Annotated in this window: 21 protein-coding genes; 13 read left to right on the forward strand and 8 right to left on the reverse strand. The window is 62.7% G+C overall.

The features are described 5' to 3' along the window. The 3 genes from leuC to GOEFS_RS09405 all read left to right on the forward strand — a co-directional run. Positions 1–1,324 (forward strand): 3-isopropylmalate dehydratase large subunit (leuC, locus tag GOEFS_RS09395; RefSeq protein ID WP_007317665.1); only part of this gene is annotated, 1,324 nt, incomplete at its 5' end. Between the two features lie 42 nt (positions 1,325–1,366). Continuing rightward, positions 1,367–1,969, forward strand: a complete 603-nt coding sequence (leuD, locus tag GOEFS_RS09400) for a 3-isopropylmalate dehydratase small subunit (protein WP_007317666.1) — start codon at positions 1,367–1,369, stop codon at positions 1,967–1,969. Positions 1,970–2,137: 168 nt separating this feature from the next. Further along, positions 2,138–2,788, forward strand: coding sequence for an HU family DNA-binding protein (locus tag GOEFS_RS09405; RefSeq protein ID WP_007317667.1), 651 nt, complete (start codon positions 2,138–2,140; stop codon positions 2,786–2,788). A 95-nt stretch (positions 2,789–2,883) separates the two neighbouring features. Here the strand turns inward: GOEFS_RS09405 and GOEFS_RS09410 are convergent, their stop codons facing one another. Genes GOEFS_RS09410 through cofC form a run of 3 tightly spaced genes read right to left on the reverse strand, consistent with a single transcriptional unit; the run spans position 2,884 to position 6,729 of the window. Continuing rightward, entirely contained in the window at positions 2,884–3,807 is a 924-nt protein-coding gene (locus GOEFS_RS09410; RefSeq protein WP_007317668.1) for an NUDIX hydrolase, read from the reverse strand. Positions 3,808–3,833: 26 nt separating this feature from the next. Further along, positions 3,834–6,032, reverse strand: a complete 2,199-nt coding sequence (locus GOEFS_RS09415; protein ID WP_007317669.1) for an RNA degradosome polyphosphate kinase — start codon at positions 6,030–6,032, stop codon at positions 3,834–3,836. Between the two features lie 7 nt (positions 6,033–6,039). Continuing rightward, positions 6,040–6,729, reverse strand: coding sequence for a 2-phospho-L-lactate guanylyltransferase (gene cofC, locus GOEFS_RS09420; protein ID WP_007317670.1), 690 nt, complete (start codon positions 6,727–6,729; stop codon positions 6,040–6,042). A 154-nt stretch (positions 6,730–6,883) separates the two neighbouring features. On the opposite strand from cofC, the gene GOEFS_RS09425 reads away from it, so the two are divergent. Beyond that, positions 6,884–7,894 carry an NAD(P)H-dependent glycerol-3-phosphate dehydrogenase gene (locus GOEFS_RS09425; protein WP_040524845.1) on the forward strand — a complete coding sequence of 337 codons (1,011 nt, stop codon included), beginning with the start codon at positions 6,884–6,886 and terminating at the stop codon, positions 7,892–7,894. Between the two features lie 73 nt (positions 7,895–7,967). Here GOEFS_RS09425 and GOEFS_RS09430 read toward each other — a convergent pair whose 3' ends face one another. Together GOEFS_RS09430 and GOEFS_RS09435 are read right to left on the reverse strand one after the other, a co-directional pair. After that, entirely contained in the window at positions 7,968–8,942 is a 975-nt protein-coding gene (locus GOEFS_RS09430) for an acyl-ACP desaturase (RefSeq protein WP_040524838.1), read from the reverse strand. Between the two features lie 149 nt (positions 8,943–9,091). Beyond that, a complete protein-coding gene (locus tag GOEFS_RS09435) occupies positions 9,092–9,670 on the reverse strand; it encodes a DUF3515 domain-containing protein (protein WP_007317673.1) in 579 nt (192 codons plus the stop codon). Positions 9,671–9,729: 59 nt separating this feature from the next. Here GOEFS_RS09435 and thiL point away from each other — a divergent pair, with 59 nt between their 5' ends. Continuing rightward, positions 9,730–10,743: a thiamine-phosphate kinase gene (thiL, locus tag GOEFS_RS09440; RefSeq protein WP_245549809.1), complete on the forward strand. Its 1,014-nt coding sequence runs from the start codon at positions 9,730–9,732 to the stop codon at positions 10,741–10,743. Positions 10,744–10,829: 86 nt separating this feature from the next. Here thiL and GOEFS_RS09445 read toward each other — a convergent pair whose 3' ends face one another. After that, the gene (locus tag GOEFS_RS09445; RefSeq protein WP_040524840.1) at positions 10,830–11,684 is read right to left on the reverse strand and encodes a TetR-type transcription factor C-terminal domain-containing protein; all 855 of its coding nucleotides are present in this window, start codon (positions 11,682–11,684) and stop codon (positions 10,830–10,832) included. A gap of 153 nt (positions 11,685–11,837) precedes the next feature. On the opposite strand from GOEFS_RS09445, the gene GOEFS_RS09450 reads away from it, so the two are divergent. From GOEFS_RS09450 to GOEFS_RS09460, 3 genes are read left to right on the forward strand one after another with little or no spacing between them, the layout of a single operon-like run. Continuing rightward, positions 11,838–12,683, forward strand: coding sequence for an SDR family oxidoreductase (locus GOEFS_RS09450; protein ID WP_007317676.1), 846 nt, complete (start codon positions 11,838–11,840; stop codon positions 12,681–12,683). Between the two features lie 57 nt (positions 12,684–12,740). Next, a complete protein-coding gene (locus GOEFS_RS09455; RefSeq protein WP_007317677.1) occupies positions 12,741–13,280 on the forward strand; it encodes a gamma carbonic anhydrase family protein in 540 nt (179 codons plus the stop codon). After that, positions 13,277–13,966, forward strand: a complete 690-nt coding sequence (locus tag GOEFS_RS09460; RefSeq protein WP_007317678.1) for a uracil-DNA glycosylase — start codon at positions 13,277–13,279, stop codon at positions 13,964–13,966. Before GOEFS_RS09455 ends, GOEFS_RS09460 begins: the two co-directional genes overlap by 4 nt. 82 nt (positions 13,967–14,048) lie before the next feature. Here the strand turns inward: GOEFS_RS09460 and GOEFS_RS09465 are convergent, their stop codons facing one another. Both GOEFS_RS09465 and rpmB read right to left on the reverse strand, forming a co-directional pair. Then, positions 14,049–14,825 carry an enoyl-CoA hydratase/isomerase family protein gene (locus tag GOEFS_RS09465; RefSeq protein WP_007317679.1) on the reverse strand — a complete coding sequence of 259 codons (777 nt, stop codon included), beginning with the start codon at positions 14,823–14,825 and terminating at the stop codon, positions 14,049–14,051. A gap of 87 nt (positions 14,826–14,912) precedes the next feature. Next, positions 14,913–15,107 (reverse strand): 50S ribosomal protein L28, encoded by a 195-nt coding sequence (gene rpmB / locus GOEFS_RS09470; protein ID WP_007317680.1) that lies wholly within the window; start codon positions 15,105–15,107, stop codon positions 14,913–14,915. Between the two features lie 241 nt (positions 15,108–15,348). Here rpmB and fakA point away from each other — a divergent pair, with 241 nt between their 5' ends. The 5 genes from fakA (at position 15,349) to GOEFS_RS09495 (ending at position 21,887) form a co-directional block, all read left to right on the forward strand. Further along, positions 15,349–16,998: a DAK2 domain-containing protein gene (gene fakA, locus GOEFS_RS09475; RefSeq protein WP_007317681.1), complete on the forward strand. Its 1,650-nt coding sequence runs from the start codon at positions 15,349–15,351 to the stop codon at positions 16,996–16,998. Continuing rightward, entirely contained in the window at positions 16,999–19,263 is a 2,265-nt protein-coding gene (gene recG / locus GOEFS_RS09480; protein WP_007317682.1) for an ATP-dependent DNA helicase RecG, read from the forward strand. 235 nt (positions 19,264–19,498) lie between these two features. Further along, entirely contained in the window at positions 19,499–20,191 is a 693-nt protein-coding gene (locus GOEFS_RS09485; RefSeq protein WP_007317683.1) for an HNH endonuclease family protein, read from the forward strand. 47 nt (positions 20,192–20,238) lie between these two features. Next, complete coding sequence (locus tag GOEFS_RS09490) at positions 20,239–20,889, forward strand: HEAT repeat domain-containing protein (protein ID WP_007317684.1); 651 nt, start codon at positions 20,239–20,241, stop codon at positions 20,887–20,889. A 2-nt stretch (positions 20,890–20,891) separates the two neighbouring features. Then, the gene (locus GOEFS_RS09495; RefSeq protein ID WP_007317685.1) at positions 20,892–21,887 is read left to right on the forward strand and encodes a MerR family transcriptional regulator; all 996 of its coding nucleotides are present in this window, start codon (positions 20,892–20,894) and stop codon (positions 21,885–21,887) included. Positions 21,888–21,935 lie beyond the last annotated feature (48 nt).

The raw sequence follows: 21,935 nt of genomic DNA on the forward strand, positions 1-21,935 counted from the left end.
CATCGACCTTCACCTCGTCCACGAGGTGACGAGCCCGCAGGCGTTCGAAGGGCTGCGAATGGCAGGGCGGCCGGTGCGTCGCACTGACTTGACGATCGCGACCGAGGATCACAATGTCCCGACGGTTGATATCGACAAGCCGATCGCCGATCTGACCTCCCGCACTCAAGTCGAGACCTTGCGTCGCAACTGTGCGGAATTCGGGGTTCGGCTGCATCCGATGGGCGATGCCGAACAAGGCATCGTGCACGTGGTTGGCCCACAGCTCGGTCTGACTCAACCGGGTATGACGGTTGTTTGCGGCGACAGCCATACGTCGACGCATGGGGCATTCGGCGCCCTGGCGATGGGAATCGGCACATCCGAAGTTGAGCATGTTCTTGCCACGCAGACTCTTTCGTTGCGTCCCTTCAAAACTATGGCGATCAACGTCGACGGTGAGTTGCCGCCCGGTGTATCTAGTAAAGACCTGATTCTCGCCGTAATCGCGAAGATCGGTACCGGCGGCGGGCAGGGATATGTACTCGAATATCGCGGCAAAGCGATCGAGAAGCTGTCGATGGAAGCGCGAATGACCATGTGCAACATGTCCATCGAGGCTGGCGCGCGAGCCGGGATGATCGCTCCCGACCAGATAACCTACGACTTCTTGCGGGACCGCCCGCATGCGCCACAGGGACCCGAATGGGATGCCGCGGTGGCCTATTGGGACGGTCTGCGAACCGATGACGGTGCGCCATTCGACGCCGAGGTGCATATCGACGCGTCCTCGCTCACCCCCTTTGTCACCTGGGGCACCAACCCCGGGCAAGGGGCGCCGCTGGGCTCGTCGGTCCCAGATCCGGAAAAAATGGTCGATGCCAGTAATGCGTTGGCCGCCCGGAAGGCGTTGGAATATATGGATTTGACGCCGGGCGTGCCACTGCGCGACGTCGAGGTGAATACGGTGTTTGTCGGCTCTTGCACCAACGGCCGCATCGAGGACCTTCGCGTTGTCGCCGACGTGCTCAAGGGCCGCAAGGTATCTGACGATGTACGGATGCTGATCGTGCCAGGGTCGATGCGAGTGCGCGCTCAGGCAGAAGCAGAAGGGCTCGGCGAGATCTTCACGGCCGCTGGCGCGCAGTGGCGGCAGGCCGGATGCTCGATGTGTCTGGGCATGAACCCCGATCAGCTCGCTCCCGGAGATCGATGCGCATCGACGTCCAACCGCAACTTCGAGGGCAGGCAAGGAAAGGGCGGGCGAACGCATCTGGTGTCGCCGGCGGTGGCGGCCGCTACGGCGATACGCGGAAAGCTTTCCGCCCCTGCTGATCTCGGCTAACGAATTATTGACACGGTTTTCCACTCACTTCAAGGACTAATTATGGAACCCTTCGAGACTCATCAGGGCATCGGTGTTCCGCTGCGTCGCAGCAATGTCGACACCGATCAAATCATCCCGGCCGTATACCTGAAACGTGTTGCACGGACTGGATTTGAGGACGGACTGTTCGCCGGTTGGCGCTCAGATCCGGAGTTCATTCTCAACAACGAGCCGTGGAATGCGGGCTCGGTTTTGGTCGCCGGACCGGATTTCGGCACCGGGTCGTCGCGCGAACACGCCGTATGGGCGTTGATGGACTTCGGTTTTCGCGTCGTGATCTCGTCACGCTTCGCCGACATCTTTCGCGGCAACGCCGGCAAGGCTGGATTGTTAGCGGCGCAAGTAGATCAATCCGACGTCGAACTGCTATGGAAGCGGTTGGATGCCGAGCCGGGACTCGAGGTATCGGTGAGCCTCACCGATAAAACGGTCTCGGCCGGAGATCTGTTGGTGCCCTTCATGATTGACGACTACACCCGGTGGCGTCTGCTCGAAGGACTTGACGATATCGGCCTCACTTTGCGTGAGGTCGAAGCGATCTCGGAGTTCGAATCCGCGCGCCCCAAATACAAGCCGACTACCGTCGCTGAGCCCCGAATTTAGGCTCTGTCAAAGGCTTCCGGCACGCCATGCCGTAACCGCGTGGCGCGTCGGCGATTTCGACGCGGCGCGCTCTAATTGGCGTGGAAGATGGACGTTTTCAAATTTGGCGTTTACCGTGTTGTGGTAGCGAACCCAACCGCTGGGTTGCTGGAAGCTTGCGGAGGTCTCATGAACAAGGCAGAGCTCATTGATGAGCTGACCAAAAAGCTCGACACGGATCGCAAAAATGCGACCGATGCCGTCGAGCATGTCATCGACACCATCGTCCGGGCTGTGCACCGCGGCGACACGGTGACGTTGACCGGCTTTGGTGTATTCGAAAAACGTAAGCGCGCACCGCGTGTCGCCCGCAACCCGCGGACCGGCGAAACCGTGAAGGTGCGTGCCACGTCTGTACCCGCGTTCCGACCGGGTGCTCAGTTCAAGGCTGTCGTGGCCGGTAAGCAGAAGCTCACCGCCTCGGGGCCCGCGGTACGTCGCGGTGGAACCGCTGCTGCCGCACCGGCTAAGAAGGCCGCAGCGAAGAAGACTGCGGCTAAGAAGGCGGCACCGGCCAAGAAGGCGGCGCCGGCGAAGAAGACGGCTGCTAAGAAGGCCACACCGGCCAAGAAGGTAACCGCGGCTAAGAAGGCGGCACCGGCCAAGAAGGCCACGCCGGCGAAGAAGACGGCTGCTAAGAAGGCCACACCGGCCAAGAAGGTAACCGCGGCAAAGAAGGTCGCGCCAGCCAAGAAGACGGCTGCTAAGAAGGCCACACCGGCCAAGAAAGCACCCGCGAAGAAGACTGCTGCCAAGAAGGCCACTAAGCGTTCTCGGTAGTCATTCAGCCCATTCGGCCCCGACGGTCTTCCCCCGTCGGGGCCGAATTGTGTTGTCTGCGAACCTTCTGTGGATATCCGCCCGCACCAAACGACTCAGTCGGTGACCGTCGGAAGGGGAGAAGCGATATGGTCGGCGGCTACCATCGCATCGTCGGTCATCGAAACCACCCAGACGCTGCCTTTGCGATTGCGATTGGGTGCCAGGCGAACGCCGTCACGTTGTGCCCACCACTGCATGGTGGGCGGTATTACTTTGCCTTGGCTGCATACGGCGCGCACATACGAAGTGTCACAGGCCAGTTCGGTAAAGCGGTCGTGAGTCGCCGAGGGATCGGACCGATAGGCTTCTTCGGTGAGTAACTGCTCGATCGCGATCTCGGTACCGACCCGCTGCGCGAACGGCGCGACGGTTTGGATACAGCGCACGCGATCTGCCGCGTGAACCCGCTGCGCGCCAAAGGCTTCCAGGACATCAACGAGCGCCAGTGCTTGGGCGCGGCCGTTCTTGTCCAGCGGACGCAAGCGGTCGTCACCCCGATACTGTGAGCGGCGGCCGGCCTTGGCGTGCCGGATGAGCAGAAACGTATGCAGGTCAGCGGGCAAACTCGTGAACTGTGCCAAGATCTTTCGGTCTAGTCGATAGGTTAAGCGGCGCTGTGCCTTGGCTACGTCGAACCAATCGAATTCGTCCACCTCGTGGTTTGGGACGAAGTCGCCGCCTGTCGCGCGCGCCGACCAATAGTGCACTCGTTTGTTTGTGTGGTCGTTGAGCGCATACGACGCCGTCGATAGGTGACGACCGAGAACGCTGGAAAAGCCGGTCTCTTCGGCGATCTCGCGAACCGCGGTAGTGAAGATCGACTCACCGGGTTCGGCCTTGCCTTTGGGCAGTGTCCAGTCGTCGTAGCGGGGGCGGTGCACTAGGCCGATTTGAAGGCTAGAGCCGGTGATACGCCACAGCACACCACCGGCGGCCCATACGATTCGCCGTCCATCGGGGGATGTTTTCGTCGTCATCGCTGCGCGAGTCTACGGCGGCAAGGTTACGAGTTTCCAACGGCGTGGCGGCGATGGCGTGCCATCAGTTCTCGCTGATGGTCGCGAACCTCCTCGCCTTCGGCCGGCGACGCGGTCCAGTTGCCATCGGCGTTCAGAACCCAGCACCGGGTACGCGGATCCAACGCGGAGGCAAAGACATCCGAGAGTTCGGCGGTGAGGCGCTCGTCGCGCACCTGCACCATGACCTCGACTCGACGATCGAGATTGCGGTGCATCATGTCGGCAGAACCGATCCAATACTCGTTCTGCGCGCCGAAGTGCATGACCCGAGAGTGCTCCAAAAACTGCCCGAGGATGGAACGTACGGCGATATTCTCACTGACTCCGGGCATGCCTGGCCGCAGGGCACAGATACCGCGGACGACGACCTCGACCGGAACACCGTTCTGGGATGCCCGATACAACGCATCGATTACTCCTTCGTCGACAAGAGCGTTGGCCTTCAACTGAACTCGGGCGCGGTTGTCCCCGGCCCGGAATCTTTCGATCTCGGTGTTGATCCGGCTGACGATGCCTGCCCGGATGCCGGCCGGCGCGACCAGCAGGTTGCGGTATTCCTGCTTGCGTGAATAGCCGGTGAGTGTGTTGAACAGGTCGGTGAGGTCCGCGCCGATTTCTGGAGCAGCGGTGAATAGGCCGACATCTTCGTAGAGGCGCGCCGTCTTGGGATTGTAGTTACCGGTGCCGATATGGCAGTAGCGGCGGATCGTCGAACCCTCACGACGGACGACAAGGCATGTCTTGCAATGGGTTTTGAGTCCGACGAGACCGTAGACCACGTGGACACCGGCCTGTTCGAGCTGACGGGCCCACTTGATGTTGGCCTGTTCGTCGAACCGGGCCTTGATCTCGACCAGTGCGACAACCTGTTTACCGGCTCCGGCGGCGTCGACGAGTGCGTCGACGATCGGGGAGTCGCCCGACGTGCGGTAGAGAGTCTGCTTGATGGCGAGTACTTGCGGGTCCGCCGCGGCCTGTTCGATGAAGCGCTGCACACTCGTGGAGAACGAGTCATAGGGATGATGTACCAAGACATCACCCTCGCGCAGCGTCGAGAACACACTCTTAGGTGTTTCGCGTTCACCGAACGCGGGGTGGGTGACGGGCACGAACGGACGTTCTTTGAGCGCGGGGCGGTCGACCGCGTAGATCTCGAAGAGCGACGAGAGATCAAGGAGCCCAGGCACTTCGATGACGTCGCCGGGATCGACGTCGAGTTCGCGCAGCAGTAGATCGAGCATATGTTCGCTCATGTCGTCGGCGACTTCCAAGCGCACCGGCGAACCGAATCTGCGCCGCGCGAGTTCACGTTCAAGGGCCTGCAACAGGTCCTCGTCGCGGTCCTCTTCAACCTCGAAGTCGGCGTTACGGGTGATCCTGAAGGCATGGTGCTCAACGATTTCCATACCCGGGAACAGGTGCGACAGATTGGCCGCGATCAACTCTTCGAGCGGTAGGAACAGTGCCGGACGCATCGAAGCCGGGGTTTCTTCGCCCGGCAGCGTCGGGAACTCCGACGGCACAAGCTTATCGACCCGAACATAGCGTGGCATATTGTCGGGCACCTTGACTCGGGCGAAATGTTCGCCCGATTCATCCGAATCCCTAACTGTCACAGCCATATTCAGGGACAGTCCGCTGATATACGGGAATGGGTGGGCTGGGTCGACGGCTAGCGGCGTCAAGACCGGGAAGACCTGTTCGGTGAAATGCTGGACGAGCCGATTCTGCTGTGTCGAGTTGAGGTCTCCCCAGGCGACGACGTGAACGTTGTTGTCGGCCAACGCCGGTTTGACGGAGTCAAGGAAAACTCGGGCGTGGCGATTGGCGACTGTCTGCACGCGCCCGGCGATCCGGAGTAGTTGCTCACGCGGAGACAAGCCGTCCGCCGACCGTACTGACAGCCCGGTTTCGTCGCGGCGTTTGAGGCCGGCCACTCGCACCATGAAGAACTCGTCGAGGTTCGAGGAAAAGATGGCTAGGAACTTCGCGCGTTCGAGCAACGGCATCGAAGTGTCCTCGGCCAGGGCCAGCACGCGTGAATTGAAGTCCAGCCAACTCAACTCGCGATTGAGGTAGCGGTCTTCGGGAAGATCCGCGGACGCGTCGGGCAGCGGAGTCGCGGCGGGGGGAGCCCCGGGGATCGAATCGGTAGGGCGGATAGCGGTATCGTCGGGGCTCACCGGTTAATCATGACGCATCGCGTGCCCGGGCGACAGCAGAGCGTCGAGCTTGTATCCACTTCGAGGTGTGCTCACCCACACCGAGTTCAGCTGCCGCGGCCAGATCCGCGAGGGTATCCACGTCGGTTCGCAGGCCGGGCCAGTTCTGGCCGAGTGGGTCCAGGTCGACCGCGCCAGCGTTACGGTGCGCTGCTGCCGAGCCCGGACCGAATGAACTGTCCTCGGTGATGTGAGCTTGCCGCACCAGCATTGTGGTGCCGGTGCCGTCGCGGTCGGCGACGACTGCACGTGGATACGGTCGTGCCGCGGCGATCGCCGCGGCGAATTCGGCTGGGCGCACGGCGGGAATGTCGGCTTGCAGCAGCACGATCGACACGAGTTGTCGATCAGTGGTTCGGGCGGCGTCGGCGCCCAGTGCGAACGCGGCGTTGAGGGAGGAGTCACGTTCGGCGTCGGAAATATGGATTAGCCGGTGATGTCGCGCCCACGCCGCGACGTCGGCGTCGGGACTGACGACGACGACATGCTCAACACCGGCGGCGCGCACAGCATCGACGGTGTCGGCGAACATCGCGAGAACCAGTTTCTCGCGGTCGGGTACTGCATCGGTCAGCCGTGTCTTGGCGTTGGCCAGTTCTTTGACCGCCAGAACAACGGCGATCGCAGGCATACGGCCGTAGGGCGACCCGGTCTCCATGCGGTCCATCATGACGCCTGGGCGCGCGGCACGCTACGTGCGGGGCAGCGATACCGCCCGAGTCGGCATCGCCGCCACGATCGAACAGTTACTGTTGAACCGGTCAGATGTGGCGGTACTCGGTGCGGCCGAGGTCGGGTGTGAAGGAGTCGCGGTGCGAGCGGTTGTGATGGGTGCGGGATCGTGGGGGACCGCGACGGCGAAAGTCTTGGTCGACGCGGGCACTGATACTCGGATCTGGGCTCGCCGCCCCGAGGTGGCTGATCGCATCAACAGTGAGCACCGCAGTGGCTATCTTCCGGGTATCGCGCTGCCCGAGGGGTTGCGTGCGGTGTCCTCGGTGGAAGAAGCGCTCGACGGCGCCGACATCGTGGTTTGCGGCGTCCCGTCCCAGTCGTTGCGACCGAACCTCGCCGACTGGAAGCCACTCATCTCACCCGACGCGTCACTGGTATCGCTCGCCAAAGGTATTGAGACCTCAACACTGCTGCGCATGACCCAGGTAATCGGCGAGGTGACGTCATTTCCCGAAGAGCAGATCGCCGTCTTGTCCGGTCCCAACCTGGCCCGCGAGGTCGCCGAGCAACAGCCAGCCGCCACGGTAATCGCCTGCGTCGACGAAGCCCGCGCACAACTACTGCAGAATGCGTTCTCTACCAATTACTTTCGCCCGTACACCAATGTCGATGTGATCGGCTGCGAGATAGGTGGAGCGGTCAAGAATGTGATCGCACTGGCGTGCGGCATGGCGTCGGGAATCGGGTTGGGGCAGAACACCTTAGCGACCATCATCACTCGCGGACTGGCCGAAACAATCCGCCTCGGTGGCGCGGTCGGCGCCCGGATCGAGACGCTGGCTGGGCTCGCCGGAATCGGCGATCTGGTCGCGACCTGTTCGTCGCCGTTGTCGCGGAATAGAACTTTCGGCGCCCGGCTAGGCGAAGGGGCGACTCTCGCCGAGGCGCAAGAGGCGACCAACGGCCAAGTGGCCGAAGGGGTTAAGTCATGCTCCTCGGTACAGGCGTTGGCCGAGAAGCATGGTGTCGAGATGCCGCTGACAGCGGCCGTCAACAGCGTGTGCCATGACGGGCTGTCCGTCGCCGACGCGATCAGCTCGTTGCTGGGTCGAAGTACCAAACCGGAGACATACGAAGGCCGGGGATAGAAATCTCGGTATCTCGTCCACCACGGAAGACCTGCCGGGACCGGGGATTTCCCGATGTGGCGGGACTCGATGCCTATTCGCCGACGAGCGTTGCGACGTCCTCTTCGCGCTCGGCTCGCGCGCGCGTGCGGGCGGCGATCCGGGCCCGGCTCTCCTCGAATTTGAGTACATCGCGTTCGAGCTTCTCGATGTACTCGCCGAGTTCGTCAAGTGATTTACGACCTTCGGGGCCGTAATCATCACGGTCGAAGACCTTCCAGGTCTTGAGGATCGGCCGGACGACCTCGTCGAGGTGCTGACGCAGATCGTAGATGCCGTGTTTAACCATCAGGACTCCGTTGCGTCGCCAATTGGGCATCCCGGTGCCTGGCATCCCGAAGTTCTTGAGGATCTTGGTGACGGCCACGATTGATTGATCGGGCGTCAGATCGAAGGATGCGGCTGCGAGATTCCGGTAGAAGATCATGTGCAGATTCTCGTCCAGCGCAATGCGTTTGAGCATCGAGTTGGCCACGTCGTCGTTGCACACGAGACCGGTCTGTCGGTGGCTCACCCGAGTCGCGAGTTCCTGGAAGGTTACGTAGACAACCTGATCGAGCGGCCCGTTGAATTCGTCGGGCGCGTGGACGCCGCGGGTCATGTGGACCATGCGATCGTTTTCCAACTGCACCGGATCGACGCCGCGAGTCACCACCAGGTAGTCACGCATCGCGACGCCGTGGCGATTCTCTTCCGCGGTCCACCGACCGATCCAGGTGCCCCAGGCGCCGTCGAGGGTGAAGTTTTCGGCAATGGTGCGGTGATACGACGGCAGGTTATCTTCGGTGAGTAGATTCGTGATCATTGCGACGCGAGCGACTTCGGACAACTGGGACTGTTCGATATCCCAGTCCACGCCGCCCATCGCCGCGTAGTCACGCCCTTCGCTCCACGGGATGTAATCGTGCGGGTACCAATCTTTGGCGATAGAAAGATGGCGGTTCAGATTGTCCTCGACCACTGGTTCCAGCTCGGTCAGGATTTCCAGGTCGGTCATATCACGTGTCAACGGGTGCCTTTGGTAGGTAAATCATTACGCAGTCCCACGCGTCCGGGCCCCCGCGGCCGAAAAACGTACCAAGTGCGCCGTACTCACGAGTGTATGGCGCCAATCACATCTGCGCACGCACGGGGGGCCCGGCGAGTTGTGTGTCGGCGTCAGCCGAGGTCGAGCGGGGCGCGCGGCAGCGTGCGATCAATGACCCCGGATACTTCGGTGATCGCGGCGTTGCCGGCGTTGAGTGGAATCCACAACGCGACATAGGGGCGGTGGTCCACCGCCACATACGCCTGTCCGCGACCGTCGATGGTATCGGTGATAAACCACTGCACCGGGTGCACGACCTGCAGCTTCGACGACGGAGCGAGTCCGTCGGGGCGACCGACGCCGCAGCGCAAACTAATCGCCTCGCCGTCCGAGGTCGATGCCCAGCGCACCACCGAGCCGTCAACGGATTTGTCCCCATAACCGTCGAACCGTATTGGTAATGCCGTGACGAGTTTTGCGCAATCGGCACCGGTATTCGACGCCGCGACATAGGTGTCGATCGGTGAGGCATCGTCGGGTTTGAGCGCGGCGAAAGTGATGAAACCTACCAACACCATTATCGGGATGGCGACCAGGGTGGCGATCAATGCCGGATGTAATCCGGCGGGCTCCGACGGTTCGTCGGCGGCCGGTGTCGGGTCGTTCGGCTCGTCGCTAGTTGCGGACGATTTGCCAGAATCAGCACTCACGGCATATCAGTTTAGTGACCGGCGTGGTCGGGCGAATCGACGCCACTAGACTGACCGGCGTGCCGACCGGAGCTAGTGGGTCCAAATCCAGCCTGACGATCGCCGACGTCGGAGAGCGGGCACTGCTAGCGGCGATGCGCGAGGCCAGCGCAGCGATACCCGGCGCGCTCGCTGATGACATCGTGATCGGGACCGGCGACGACGCAGCCGTCCTCGCCGGCAGCCGCCCGACGGTACTCACCGTCGATACCGCGGTGCAGGACAGACATTTTCGGCTTGATTGGTCTACTCCGAAACAAATCGGAGCCCGTTCGGTAGTCGCTAGCGCGGCCGACGTGGCGGCAATGGGAGCAAGCCTGTCGGGGGTGTTGGTGTCGATTGCGATGCCGCTGACTACTCCGGTCGATCTTCTGTTGGGAATTAATGAGGGCATCATCGATCAGACCCACCAGTTGGGCGGCCGAGTACTGGGCGGTGATCTGGTGTCGGCCTCGGAGATATCGCTGTCGGTGACGAGTGTCGGCGTACTCGATGCCGCCCCGGTCACACTGTCGATGGCACGACCCGGCGATGTCTTAGCGCTCAGCGGACCACTCGGCGGCGCGGCGGCCGGTTACGCGATTCTGGCGCTGGGGGCCGACGGATTACGCAGTGGTGCAACAGAGTTCGAGCGGCAGGCGGTTGACGACGCGGTACGCGCATTCGTTCTGCCACATCCTGATCTCCGTCAGGGCGTCGTAGCGGCGGCGGCCGGAGCACACGCGATGACCGACGTTTCCGACGGTCTGGTCGAGGAACTTATCACGATGTCAGCGGCTTCTGCTGTGCGACTTGATATCTCGTCGGATTCGGTCCCGATGCCCGGATATCTCCGGGCGGTGGCCGAGATGATCGGCGAGTCGGATTTGGCTCGACGTTGGGCGCTCGCGGGGGGAGAGGATCATCAACTCTTGGCCGCATTCGACGGAGCGGTACCACCGGGATGGACCGCGATCGGGCATGCGTCGTCGGGTGATGGCGAGGTTTTCGTCGACGGTGCGCGAACCGACTTGCGCGGGTGGCAGTCGTTCTGACCTCAGCCGCTCGCGGAGATATGTCCCGAGACGAGATGAGATGCCGATATGACGTTCGTGTTATCGACGGGACTTATCCGTGCCGGTCAACTCCCCATCAGACTCATGGCGTAACCGACGTATTCGTTGGCGACATCGTCGGGGGTGAGGCGACCGCCCGGCTGCCACCAATTCGGCAGTGAGGTGCACATCGTGACTACCACGCGCGCGGCATCGCCGGGATTGACGACCTGGAATCTGCCCGCGCGCACCGCATCGGCGACGTAGCCGTCGAAGACGACCTGCTGTTGATTACGGCGTGCCGCAATGGAATTGCGGTTGTCAGGTTCGAGCGCGCGCACTTCGCTGGTGCCGATGAACCCGAGTTGCCGTCGGTAGGTGTGAAACAGCGCAAGGTTCTCTACGCTGCGGCAGAACTTGGTCACCGGATCGGTTTCCCCGGCAACGGCGGCGACCGCGCGCCATTCGAGTTCGCTCATCGTCTCCGAGAGGATCGTCATGAGGATTTCCTGTTTGCTGATGTAGTGCCCGTAGATGCCGGGGACGGAGACCCCGCACCGCGCCGAGATCTTACGCATACTCGTGCCGTGGTAGCCGACCTCTAGGAATTCGTCGAGGGCACCAAGGAGGATCGGGTCGAATTCGAGTGGGTCGTAGACCCGCCATTCGGCGGCGAGTGCCCGCGCGCTCGGCTCCGGCGGCGCGGTGATCGCGATCCCGCCTCGACCGTCGATCAGTTCGCCCGGAGTGACACCTAGGTGTCGCGCGATGATGCGCAAGCGCGGGACGCTCAATTGGGTGTGCCCGTTTTCGATCTGACTCAGCGTCGCGGGGCTGACGCCGATCATGGCCGCGAAGGCGCGTAGGGAGTGACCACGAATGAGTCGCGCGGCGCGAACCCGGGTTCCGATGATTGGGTCGGCATCGTTCGCGACAGGCATATGTTTAGGATATCTGAACATGCTGGAGGCCATCTGACCGCCTGTTCTGCAGCTATTGACATTGGATAACGGCTATTGCACAGTCGCATCGACCGAACGATCGTTAGCCAAGGTGGAAATCGCGAAGGCGAACTTGGCAGGAAGGGAGTGACTGTGACGTCACCAGATCGCCCACTCGCGGGCCGTACCTTGATCATGTCTGGCGGCAGCCGTGGAATCGGCGAGGCCATCGCACTGCGGGCCGCGCGAGCGGGAGCGAATATCGCTCTGCTCGCCAAAACTGCCGAGCCTCATCCGAAGCTGCCCGGAACTATCTTCACCGCGGCGAAGGCGATTGAAGAGGTCGGTGGCCAGGTACTGCCGATCGTCGGCGATGTTCGCGACGAAGAATCGGTGAATTCTGCTGTCGCGCAGACTGTTGAGCGCTTCGGCGGCATCGACGTGGTCGTCAACAATGCGAGCGCATTGGATCTGGCTTCGACCGAGAACATCAGTATGAAGAAATACGACCTCATGCAGGACATCAACGCCCGCGGGGCATTCATGCTCTCGAAGGCCGCGATAGGGCACCTACGTAAGTCACCGAACGCGCATATCCTCACGCTTTCCCCGCCGCTTACCCTGGATCCGAAATGGTTCGCCAATATTGGGACTGCCTATACCATTTCCAAATTCTCGATGACGCTGGTGACGATCGGCCTGGCAGCTGAGCTGGCAACTGACGGTATCGCGGCGAACTCCTTGTGGCCGCGCACGACGATCGACACCGCGGCGGTGCGCAACGTTCTATCCGCCGACCTCGTGTCGCGCAGCCGCACCGTCGACATCGTGGCCGACGCGGCGATGAGCATCATCACCAAGCCGGCGTCGACTGCGACCGGTCAGTGCTATATCGACGACGAAGTGCTCGCGGCCGAAGGCGTCACCGACTTCACTCAATATCAGGTGTCGTCATCGGAGACCGATCTTGAACTCGACTTCTGGATGGAGTGGAACTGACTTGGTGATCTCGGGGTTGCTGGGTAGGCCGCGACGTCGGCGCGCTATCTTGCCCCAATGGCGATATATGCACTCGGCGAGCTTGAGCCGACCCTGGGCAATGACGTATATGTACACCCCGACGCCACCGTCATCGGCAATGTCACGCTCGGCGACGGCGCCTCGGTGTGGCCCGGCGCGGTTCTGCGCGGCGACTACGGGACTATCTCGATCGGTGCACGGACCAATATCCAGGATGGAACTGTAATCCATTGCACACCAATTGATCCCACGACGATCGGTGCCGGCTGCGTCGTCGGGCACAACGCCCATATCGAGGGGTCGACCATCGGCGACAACTGCCTCATCGCTTCGGGGTCGGTAGTCCTCAACGGTTCGGTTATCGGCTCCGGGGCGGTCGTCGGTGCCGGGGCGGTAGTGCCGTTCAAGTTCGAGGTGCCTTCGCGCGCAATGGCATTGGGTGTCCCGGCCAAGGTCCGCGCTGGGTTTGAGGTGCCCGAGGACCACGTCGAACTCAACGTCGAAATGTATTACCACAATGCCCAGTACTACCGGACCGCACTTCGTCGGCTCGATGAACCGGATACACGCGCATGACCGGCGGGGCTAAGTCGCTCTCCGAACTCTTGGATCCGGGCTGGGCGCAGGCGCTCGAGCCGGTAGCGCCGCTCATCGCCGAGATGGGTCAGTTTCTGCGGGCGGAGATCGCCGAGGGGCGTGGCTACCTGCCCACCGGGGCGAATGTACTGCGCGCATTCACCGCGCCATTCGACGACGTGCGAGTGCTGATCGTCGGACAAGATCCCTACCCGACGCCGGGACATGCTGTGGGACTGAGCTTTTCGGTGGCGCCGGATGTGTCACCGATCCCGCGTTCGCTAGTCAATATTTACTCCGAGTACCGCGACGACCTCGGTTATCCCGCGCCGGCCAACGGCGATCTGACACCATGGGCCGACGCCGGTGTACTGCTGCTCAACCGCGTCCTCACCGTGGGGCCGGGCGCCCCGGCGTCGCACCGTGGCAAAGGTTGGGAGGCGGTCACCGAATGTGCGATCAAAGCGCTGGTTGCCCGTGACGCCGCGCCGCTCGTCGCGATCCTCTGGGGCAACGATGCGCGAAACCTCAAGGCGTGGCTGCCTGATGTCCCCGTCATCGAGTCGGCTCACCCATCGCCACTGTCGGCCTCGCGCGGCTTCTTCGGGTCCAAGCCGTTCAGTCGAGCGAACGAGGCGCTCGAGGAACTGGGCGCCGAACCGGTTGACTGGAGACTGCCGAGTTGATCGACGATTGACTGAAAACTGCCACCCTGGGCTTGTCGAGGGAGAATTTCCCTCGGTCGGTCTCAGCGCGCAGGTTCCAGGGTTAGAACCGAGCGCGCCGCTTCTCCACAAAGGCGTTGACGCCTTCGATGCCCTCCGGCCGCGACGAGAGTGTCGAGATGCTGGCACCCTCCGCGATCAACTGTTCGGGCAGTGAACGAGTCGCACCATCCTGGATCAGTGCGACGGTCGCCGCCAATGCGGCGGCCGGCCCGGTCGCGAGTTCGGTCGCGATCTCCTGTGCGTGGCTCTCCACAGCATCGTCGTCGACGATCTCCGACAGCAAGCCGATGGCGAGCGCTTCTTCGGCGTCGATGACTTTGTTGGTGAGAATGATGTGCCGGGCGCGTGCGGCGCCGACGATGCGGGGCAGCATCCAGGTCATCCCGCCGTCGGGACTTAAGCCGATCGCGGTGTAGGCCGGGCGCATCTTTGTCGACGCCCCGCCGATCGCGATGGTCGCGTGTGTAACGACACTCATGCCGGCCCCGGCGGCCCAACCCTTCACCGCGGCGACGACAGGCAGCCGCGATTCGTGGAGAGCGTTGATGAACGCGTGAAAATTGTCGGCGAGATCACGCAAAAATACCGCGCGGTCATCGGCTGCGGCAAAGGACCGCACATCTCCACCCGCGCAGAAGTTGCCGCCTCGGCCGACAAGTACGACGACGGCTGCGTCACGTTCGCCGCGAGCCACCTGTCGCAACGCGGCGGCGCCCTCGGTCAGACCCTGCCGGTTGAGCGAGGTGCCCTTTTCGGTGGTCGAAATGGCGATAGTCAGCACGCGACCGCTCTGGCTGACGAATTCTGCGGAGGTCATGAATCGACACTATCGGTCCCCGAATAACAAGAACCCGCCGGGCCGTGGCCAAGCGGGTTCTCGAATGTTCTTGCGCGGTGCGCGTTCTCAGGCGTTCAGGGCGGTCTTGCCGGCCTTGAGGCATGAGGTGCACACGTTCTTACGCTTGCGGTTACCGGGCGCAACTTCGACACGCACAGACTGGATGTTTGGGTTCCAGCGGCGGTTGGTGCGCCGGTGCGAGTGCGAAACCGACTTGCCGAAGCCGGGGCCCTTGCCGCAAATGTCACAAACGGCAGCCATATCGAACTCCCTCAATCGTTGGAAACTGGTCTTGTTGGGCCCGTGGATAGCTCCCGCCGAAACTGGCGTAACCGTCATGATGGTCGGCAAATGCAGACACACCACCCCACAAGGCAACCCTGCAAGGATAGCGGGCGACGGTAATGGAACCAAATCCAGCGCTGTCGTGCCTGGCGGGTAATCTCTGTCACTAATGTCACCCACCGGTCCCGTGCCACCCGCATCTGCCGCTACAGCCGCCATGAATCCGCAGTTGTTGCGCGACTGGGCACGCGCGAGCGCCGACGGGCTCAGCGCTCTGCGCGGGGAGATCAACGATCTCAACGTCTTCCCGATTCCCGACTCGGATACCGGCAGCAACATGGTCTTCACGATGACCGCCGCTGCGGACGCCGCCGAGGAGACCGATGAGTCAGCATCGGTGGCCCAGGTGGCACGGGCTATCGCCGACGCCGCGGTCGCCAACGCGCGTGGCAATTCCGGCATTATCTTGTCGCAAGTTTTGGTGGGGCTCGCCGACGCCGCCGATCTCGCCACCAGCGACGCCGACCAAACCTTCAATCGACTGTGGTCGACCGGTCTGCGGCTGGCGTCACTTGCGGCGGTGCGCGCGGTGAGCGAGCCGCGCGAGGGAACCGTGCTCACGGTGTTGCGGGTCGCGGCGCAGACCGCGGCCGAATACCAACCCGCCTCGGCTGCCGATCAGGCCCGTGCCGTCGCCGACGACAGCGCCGAAGCGCTCGAACACACTCCGGAGCAACTCGCCGAGCTAGCCCATGCCGGCGTGGTGGATGCCGGTGGCCGCGGACTACTGGCTTTGCTGGATTCGATGGTGTTGGTGCTCACCGGCGTCTCCAACAAACGGCGTCCCTACCGCGGCATTCTCGTCGGTGGCGGCGATCTCACCGGCCACGACTTTGATGAGCCGTGTGGCACCGACAGTGAGATGGACTTCGAGGTGATGTACTGCCTCGACAGTTCGGCCGGTGAACGGATCGGCCGACTCCGCGACTATCTCAACGAGATAGGCGACTCGGTTGTCATCGTCGGCGACAGTTCCGAATCGGGCGAGCGCTTCTCGGTACATGTGCACACCAGCGAGCCGGGGAAGGCGGTCGAGGCCGGCACCGTCGTCGGACAGATGTCCGATGTGCGCATCACCTGTTTCGCGCTCGACGCACTGCGTGCGCAGCCGGACGGAAACGAGCCACCGCCCAGACATCGCCGCGCAGTGGTCGTCGCGGTGAAAGGTGATGGGGCAGAAGAACTTTTCAGCGAAGCCGGTGCGGCGATCGTGCGCGCTGACGACGGGGTTACCGCGAGCGTGTTCGCCGACGCTATTCGTGTCGCCGACGCCGCACACGTCATCGTGATGGCCAATGGCGTTCTGCCGGCTCAAGAGTTGGTCAGCGTTGCCGCGGAGGCTCGGTCGAGTCAGCGATCAGTCGTCTTCATCCCGACGCTGTCGATGGTGCAGTGTCTGTCGGCGCTGGCCGTGCACGATTCTTCCGAGAGCCCCGACGCTGACGCATACGCGATGGCCGAGGCGGCCGCGGCTACTCGTTGGGGATCGGTGGTGGTGTCCAAGCGGCGAATGATGACGCTCGCCGGACTCTGCGACGTCGGTGATCTGCTCGGCTTCATCGGCTCGGACGCTCTGGTCATCGGCTCTGATCCGCTGGCCGCGACGACCGCGCTGGTTGATCTGCTCTTGGCAACCGGCGGCGAATTGATGACTGTTCTCGCGGGTGGTGGACTCCGCGAAACAGACTCCGGGGCAACGGTTCTGGACGGGTTGACCGCTCATCTTCGTGACCGTCACCCGGGCGTCGAACTCGCTGTCTACGAGGCGGGACAACAAGACCAGGTGCTGCAGGTTGGGGTCGAGTAAGTGGCCGACACCGTCCGTCTGACCGATCCGTTGGCGTCGGTGATCAATCCGGCCACCGCGCAAGGTCTAGCCGACCTAGGCGTCCATACCGTCGGGCAATTGCTGCGACATGCGCCGCGACGCTACGTTCGGCGAGGGCAGGTCAGTTCCGAACGGCTGATGCCCGAACCGGGTGAGTGGATCACCGTCGTCGGTAGGGTGACGCGAGCCGAGTTCATCACGATGCGCAGGCGTCACGGAAAGTTCCTGAAAGTCGTTGTGGCAGATGATCGTCAGACCTACGACGTTAGCTTCTTCAACTCCAACTACCTCATCAAGCGGCTTAAGCCGGGCACCAGGGTGATGCTCGCCGGCTCGGTGAAGTACTACAACAATCGGATTCAGTTGGCGCATCCGGCGCATGTGCCGCTACCTGACGGTGACGTGGGTTTCGAGGAGGTGACCGGCCCGGACATGTTGGCGCAGGCGCTGGGCATCGACCCGACTCTGGTCCAAGGCGACGCGGGTACGCAATTCCTCGCCGACTTGGACCGGTCCATCCTGCCGATGTATCCAGCCAGCCAGAAAGTCCAAACCTGGCAGATCTGGGCAACGATCCGTGACTTGCTGAGCCGCGTTGAGCAAGTGCCAGAGGCGCTTTCAGACGAACAGCGATCCGAACGTGGTTTGATCACGCTTGACGATGCTCTCTGGAAGGTGCATTTGCCCGATGTCGACGCCGATGTCGAGGCGGCGCAGCAGCGGCTGAAGTTCGACGAAGCGTTCGCGATGCAGCTGGTACTGGCGCAACGTCGTGCGGTCGGGCGGATCGAATCCGCACCGCCGTGTCCGCATGTCGATGGCGGTCTGGAAGACGCTCTGCGCGAACGGCTTCCATTCACGTTGACCGAGGGACAGGAGATTGTCGCCGCGGAAATCGGCGATGACTTGGCGGGCACGTCGCCGATGAGTCGGTTGCTGCAAGGAGAGGTGGGCTCGGGTAAAACCTTGGTCGCGCTGCTGGCCATGTTGCGGGTAGTAGACAACGGCCACCAGTGTGTGCTGCTCGCGCCGACCGAAGTTCTTGCCGCACAGCACCATCGAACGATTCTGTCGATGCTCGGCAGCCTCGGTCGCGCGGGCCAGTTGAGTGCGGCCGATGGTGCGACCGCGGTCGCGTTGTTGACCGGTTCGATGCGTACGGCGGCCAAGCGACAGGTCCTGTTGGATATCGTGACCGGTGACGCGGGCTTAGTCATCGGTACGCATGCGTTGCTGGAAGATCATGTCGACTTCTTCGACCTCGCGCTGGTGGTGGTCGACGAGCAGCATCGATTTGGTGTCGAGCAACGAGATAGCCTGCGTAGCAAGGCAGTTGAGGGGATGAGCCCGCATCACCTGGTGATGACGGCGACACCGATTCCGCGCACCGTGGCGATGACGGTATTCGGCGACCTGGAGACGTCGGTTCTGATGGAGCTGCCACGAGGTCGTCAGCCGATCACCACCAACGTTGTACCGCTGGGCAATGAACGGTGGATGGAGCGGGCGTGGGCGCGCGCCGCGGAAGAGATCGACAAGGGCCGTCAGGTATATGTGGTCTGTTCTCGGATCGGCGACGAGGAGAGCAAGGCTAAGAGCAAAGGCAAGAGTCGATCGGGCGGTGAGGATGAGCCGCAGACGATTTCGGTCCTGGATATGTACCAGATGCTGAGCACCGGGCCACTTGCCGATCGTCGGATCGGTGTATTGCATGGGCGGCTCCCGGCCGACGAGAAGGCCGAGGTGATGGACGAGTTCACTTCGGGCGCATTGGATTTGGTCGTGTCGACGACGGTGATTGAGGTCGGCGTGGACGTGCCGAACGCGACGATGATGGTCATTATCGACGCCGATCGATTTGGCGTGAGCCAACTCCATCAGTTGCGGGGTCGTATCGGTCGCGGACAGTGGCCTGGTTTGTGTTTGCTGGTGTCGGGGGCGGCAGAGGTCTCGCAGGCGCGTGAACGACTGAACGCGGTCGCGGCATCGACGGACGGTTTCGAGCTGGCGCGGGTCGACCTCGAACAGCGCCGTGAAGGTGATGTGCTCGGCGAGCTGCAGTCGGGCGGAACGTCATCGCTGCATTTTCTGTCACTACTCGACGACGTGGAGGTGATCTCCGATGCGCGTGACTTGGCCGAGCAGATTGTCGCGCAGGACCTATCGCTCGCCAATCACTTGGGTGCCGCGAGGCTGATCGACGACATCCTGGCGCCGCGGTTGGAGTATTTGGATAAGACGTGAGTGGGGGAGTTGGGCGCGAAGGTTCACCTCCTTTATCGGAGTTCACCTCCCGATTAGACGAGGTAAACACGAGGAATCGAGGTGAATTTGCCCTTCCCGACGGAACCGAATGGCACCCTCACTACGTCTGATCCCTATGGAACTCGCCGCGGCCCAATCGATTCGTCATTGGCTACGACGTCGAGCGCGGCGTCGGCGCTGGCGGCGCGAGCGAGGACGTAGCCGGTCGAGGCCGATGACCATCCGAGCATGGTTCGGGGTATGGGTATTCGCAGCTTCCGCGATCATCGTCGCTGCCGGGCTGCTCGTCTCGACACTCGAATCGCCGTCGATGCAATCGCGAAATATGTTGGCACAGTTGGCAAAGATCCCGGTCCTCGCGCAGCGGCCACCTCATCGCGACGACTACGACCGCTCCGCGTTCGGTATAGCGTGGAGCGATCAGACCGACGTTGCCGATGCGGGTAATGGCTGCGATACCCGTAACGACATTTTGGCCCGCGACTTGACTGATATCCGGACCGGCGCGACGTCGGGGTGTGCGCGAGCGGTCATTTCGGGTGAGCTGAGAAGTCCGTATACCGGTGGCTTCGTGGCCTTTCGACGTGGCCGCAACTCCACTGACATCCAGATAGACCACATAGTGCCGCTCTCGTTCGCGTGGGATATGGGTGCCAACAACTGGTCCGCGGCGCAGCGCGCCAATCTCGCCAACGATCCGGCCAACCTGGTCGCTGTCGACGGTCCGTCGAATATGGCCAAAGGTGATCAAGAACCTGGGCGATGGATGCCGCCGGCTGAGGCGTTTCGGTGCCAATACGCGACGCAGTTCGTGGTCGTCGTAGGTGCCTATCGTCTGTACCTCGACGTTCGGTCGCGAGATGTACTGGCGCGGGTATTACGGACCTGCTTTCGGCGCGATACTTGACCTTCGCACGGTGTCAACCGATCCCATTGTGGAGAAAGGAGATTGGAATGGATATGAATCAAACGTCGCCCACGGACGTGACCAGGGCTCTGAGTGCGGCCGATGCGCCGGTGCGCCTGCGCGCCGCTTTGCAGATCGGTACGAGCGCAGATCCGGCTACAATCGCCGATCTCATCGACAGGTGCGCGGTTGAATCCGATTTCTTCGTGCGTGACATGTTGACCTGGGCACTCTGCCGCCTGTCTGCCGACATCACCGTGCCCCCGCTGATCGGCGAACTCAACTCGCCGAAATCGCAGGCGCGCAGCCAAGCGCTGCATACACTGTCGAAGATCGGTGACCGACGAGCGTGGCCAGCGGTCTCCGCGCTGGTACACGACACCGACGATGAGGTCGCGCGCAGTGCGTGGCGGGCGGCAGTGGCACTCGTGCCGAGCGGTTACGAGGCGGCACTGGCACACGATATGGCGTCCGAATTGGGAAGAGGAGACCGGGAGATGGCACTGAGTTTGAGTCGAGCGTTGGTAGCGCTCGGCGACGCCGCCGTCGCGGCGCTCGATACCGCCGCGAGCGATGCCGACCCAGCGGTGTCGGCACACGCCGTTGCGACGCAACGGCTTTGGGACGATCCAGAAGGCGGATTTACCCTGTCGACCCAGATCGCTAAGCGCGTGGCGGCGACGGGTACGAGTTCGTAGCCATGCTCATCGGTGAGGTTTCCCGTCACAGCGGCGTCAGTGCTCGCATGCTCCGACACTACGACTCGGTTGGCTTAGTGCGGCCCACCGGTCGGACGTCGGGCGGCTATCGCGAATACTCCGCCGACGACATCCGCAGGCTCTTCCATGTGGAGAGCCTGCGGACCCTCGGACTGTCGCTCTCCGATGTGAAGCGAGCTCTCGACGAACCCGATTTCGCGCCAGCCGATCTGGTGACCGAACTAATCGTGCACACCCGCGCCCGCATCGTTGCCGAGCAGGAACTGCTGGCCAACCTCGAGCGGGTCGACGCCGCCGAACCGTCAGAATGGGCCGACGTATTGCGTATTGTCTCGATGCTTGCCGCGCTCGGCTCGGATTCGGCCGGCCGCCGTCAACAAGCTGTTCTCACCGCCGATGCCGAATCAGCGCTGCCCGCCTCGGCGCTAGTCGACGCGCTCCTTGTCGAGGACAACCCCAACGTGGCTGGCGCGCTGCGCTGGGCATTGGGCCGCTCAACCGGTGACGCCTCGGCGTCATTGGCAGCGGCGCTCGCCTCACCCGACACGACGATCCGGGGCCGAGCGATCGCCGCCGTCGACGCATTAGCCGACCACGAAGCGGTGCGAGTTCTGAAGATCGCGCTGACTGATCACGACATCGACATCGCCGACCGTGCCGCATTAGGGCTCGGACGTCGGGGTGCGCTCGACGCGGTGTCCTCATTGCTGGCAATGATCGTCGCTGGGCGGCGTGACGTCGAAGCAGCCGAAGTCCTTGGCGCACTCGACGAATTGTCGGCCGGCGCGGACATCATCGCCGCTGTTCGTGAGGCAATCAGCAGCCAAAGCGCGCAGCCGGAACGCTTGCGTCTCACACAGGCGTTGGCTGAGTTCCCGGGGGACGCCGCCGTTTCGACACTCGATCAATTGACTGGCGACCTCGACCAGAAGATCGCGGCCACCGCCGCCGCGATTCTGCGCAGTCGAGCCAACTGAATCGGGTTGCACCACAACGTCGGTCTCGGCCAACGGAATACCGTTATC

The sequence above is a fragment of the Gordonia effusa NBRC 100432 genome, assembly GCF_000241305.1.
GTDB classification, from domain to species: domain Bacteria; phylum Actinomycetota; class Actinomycetes; order Mycobacteriales; family Mycobacteriaceae; genus Gordonia; species Gordonia effusa.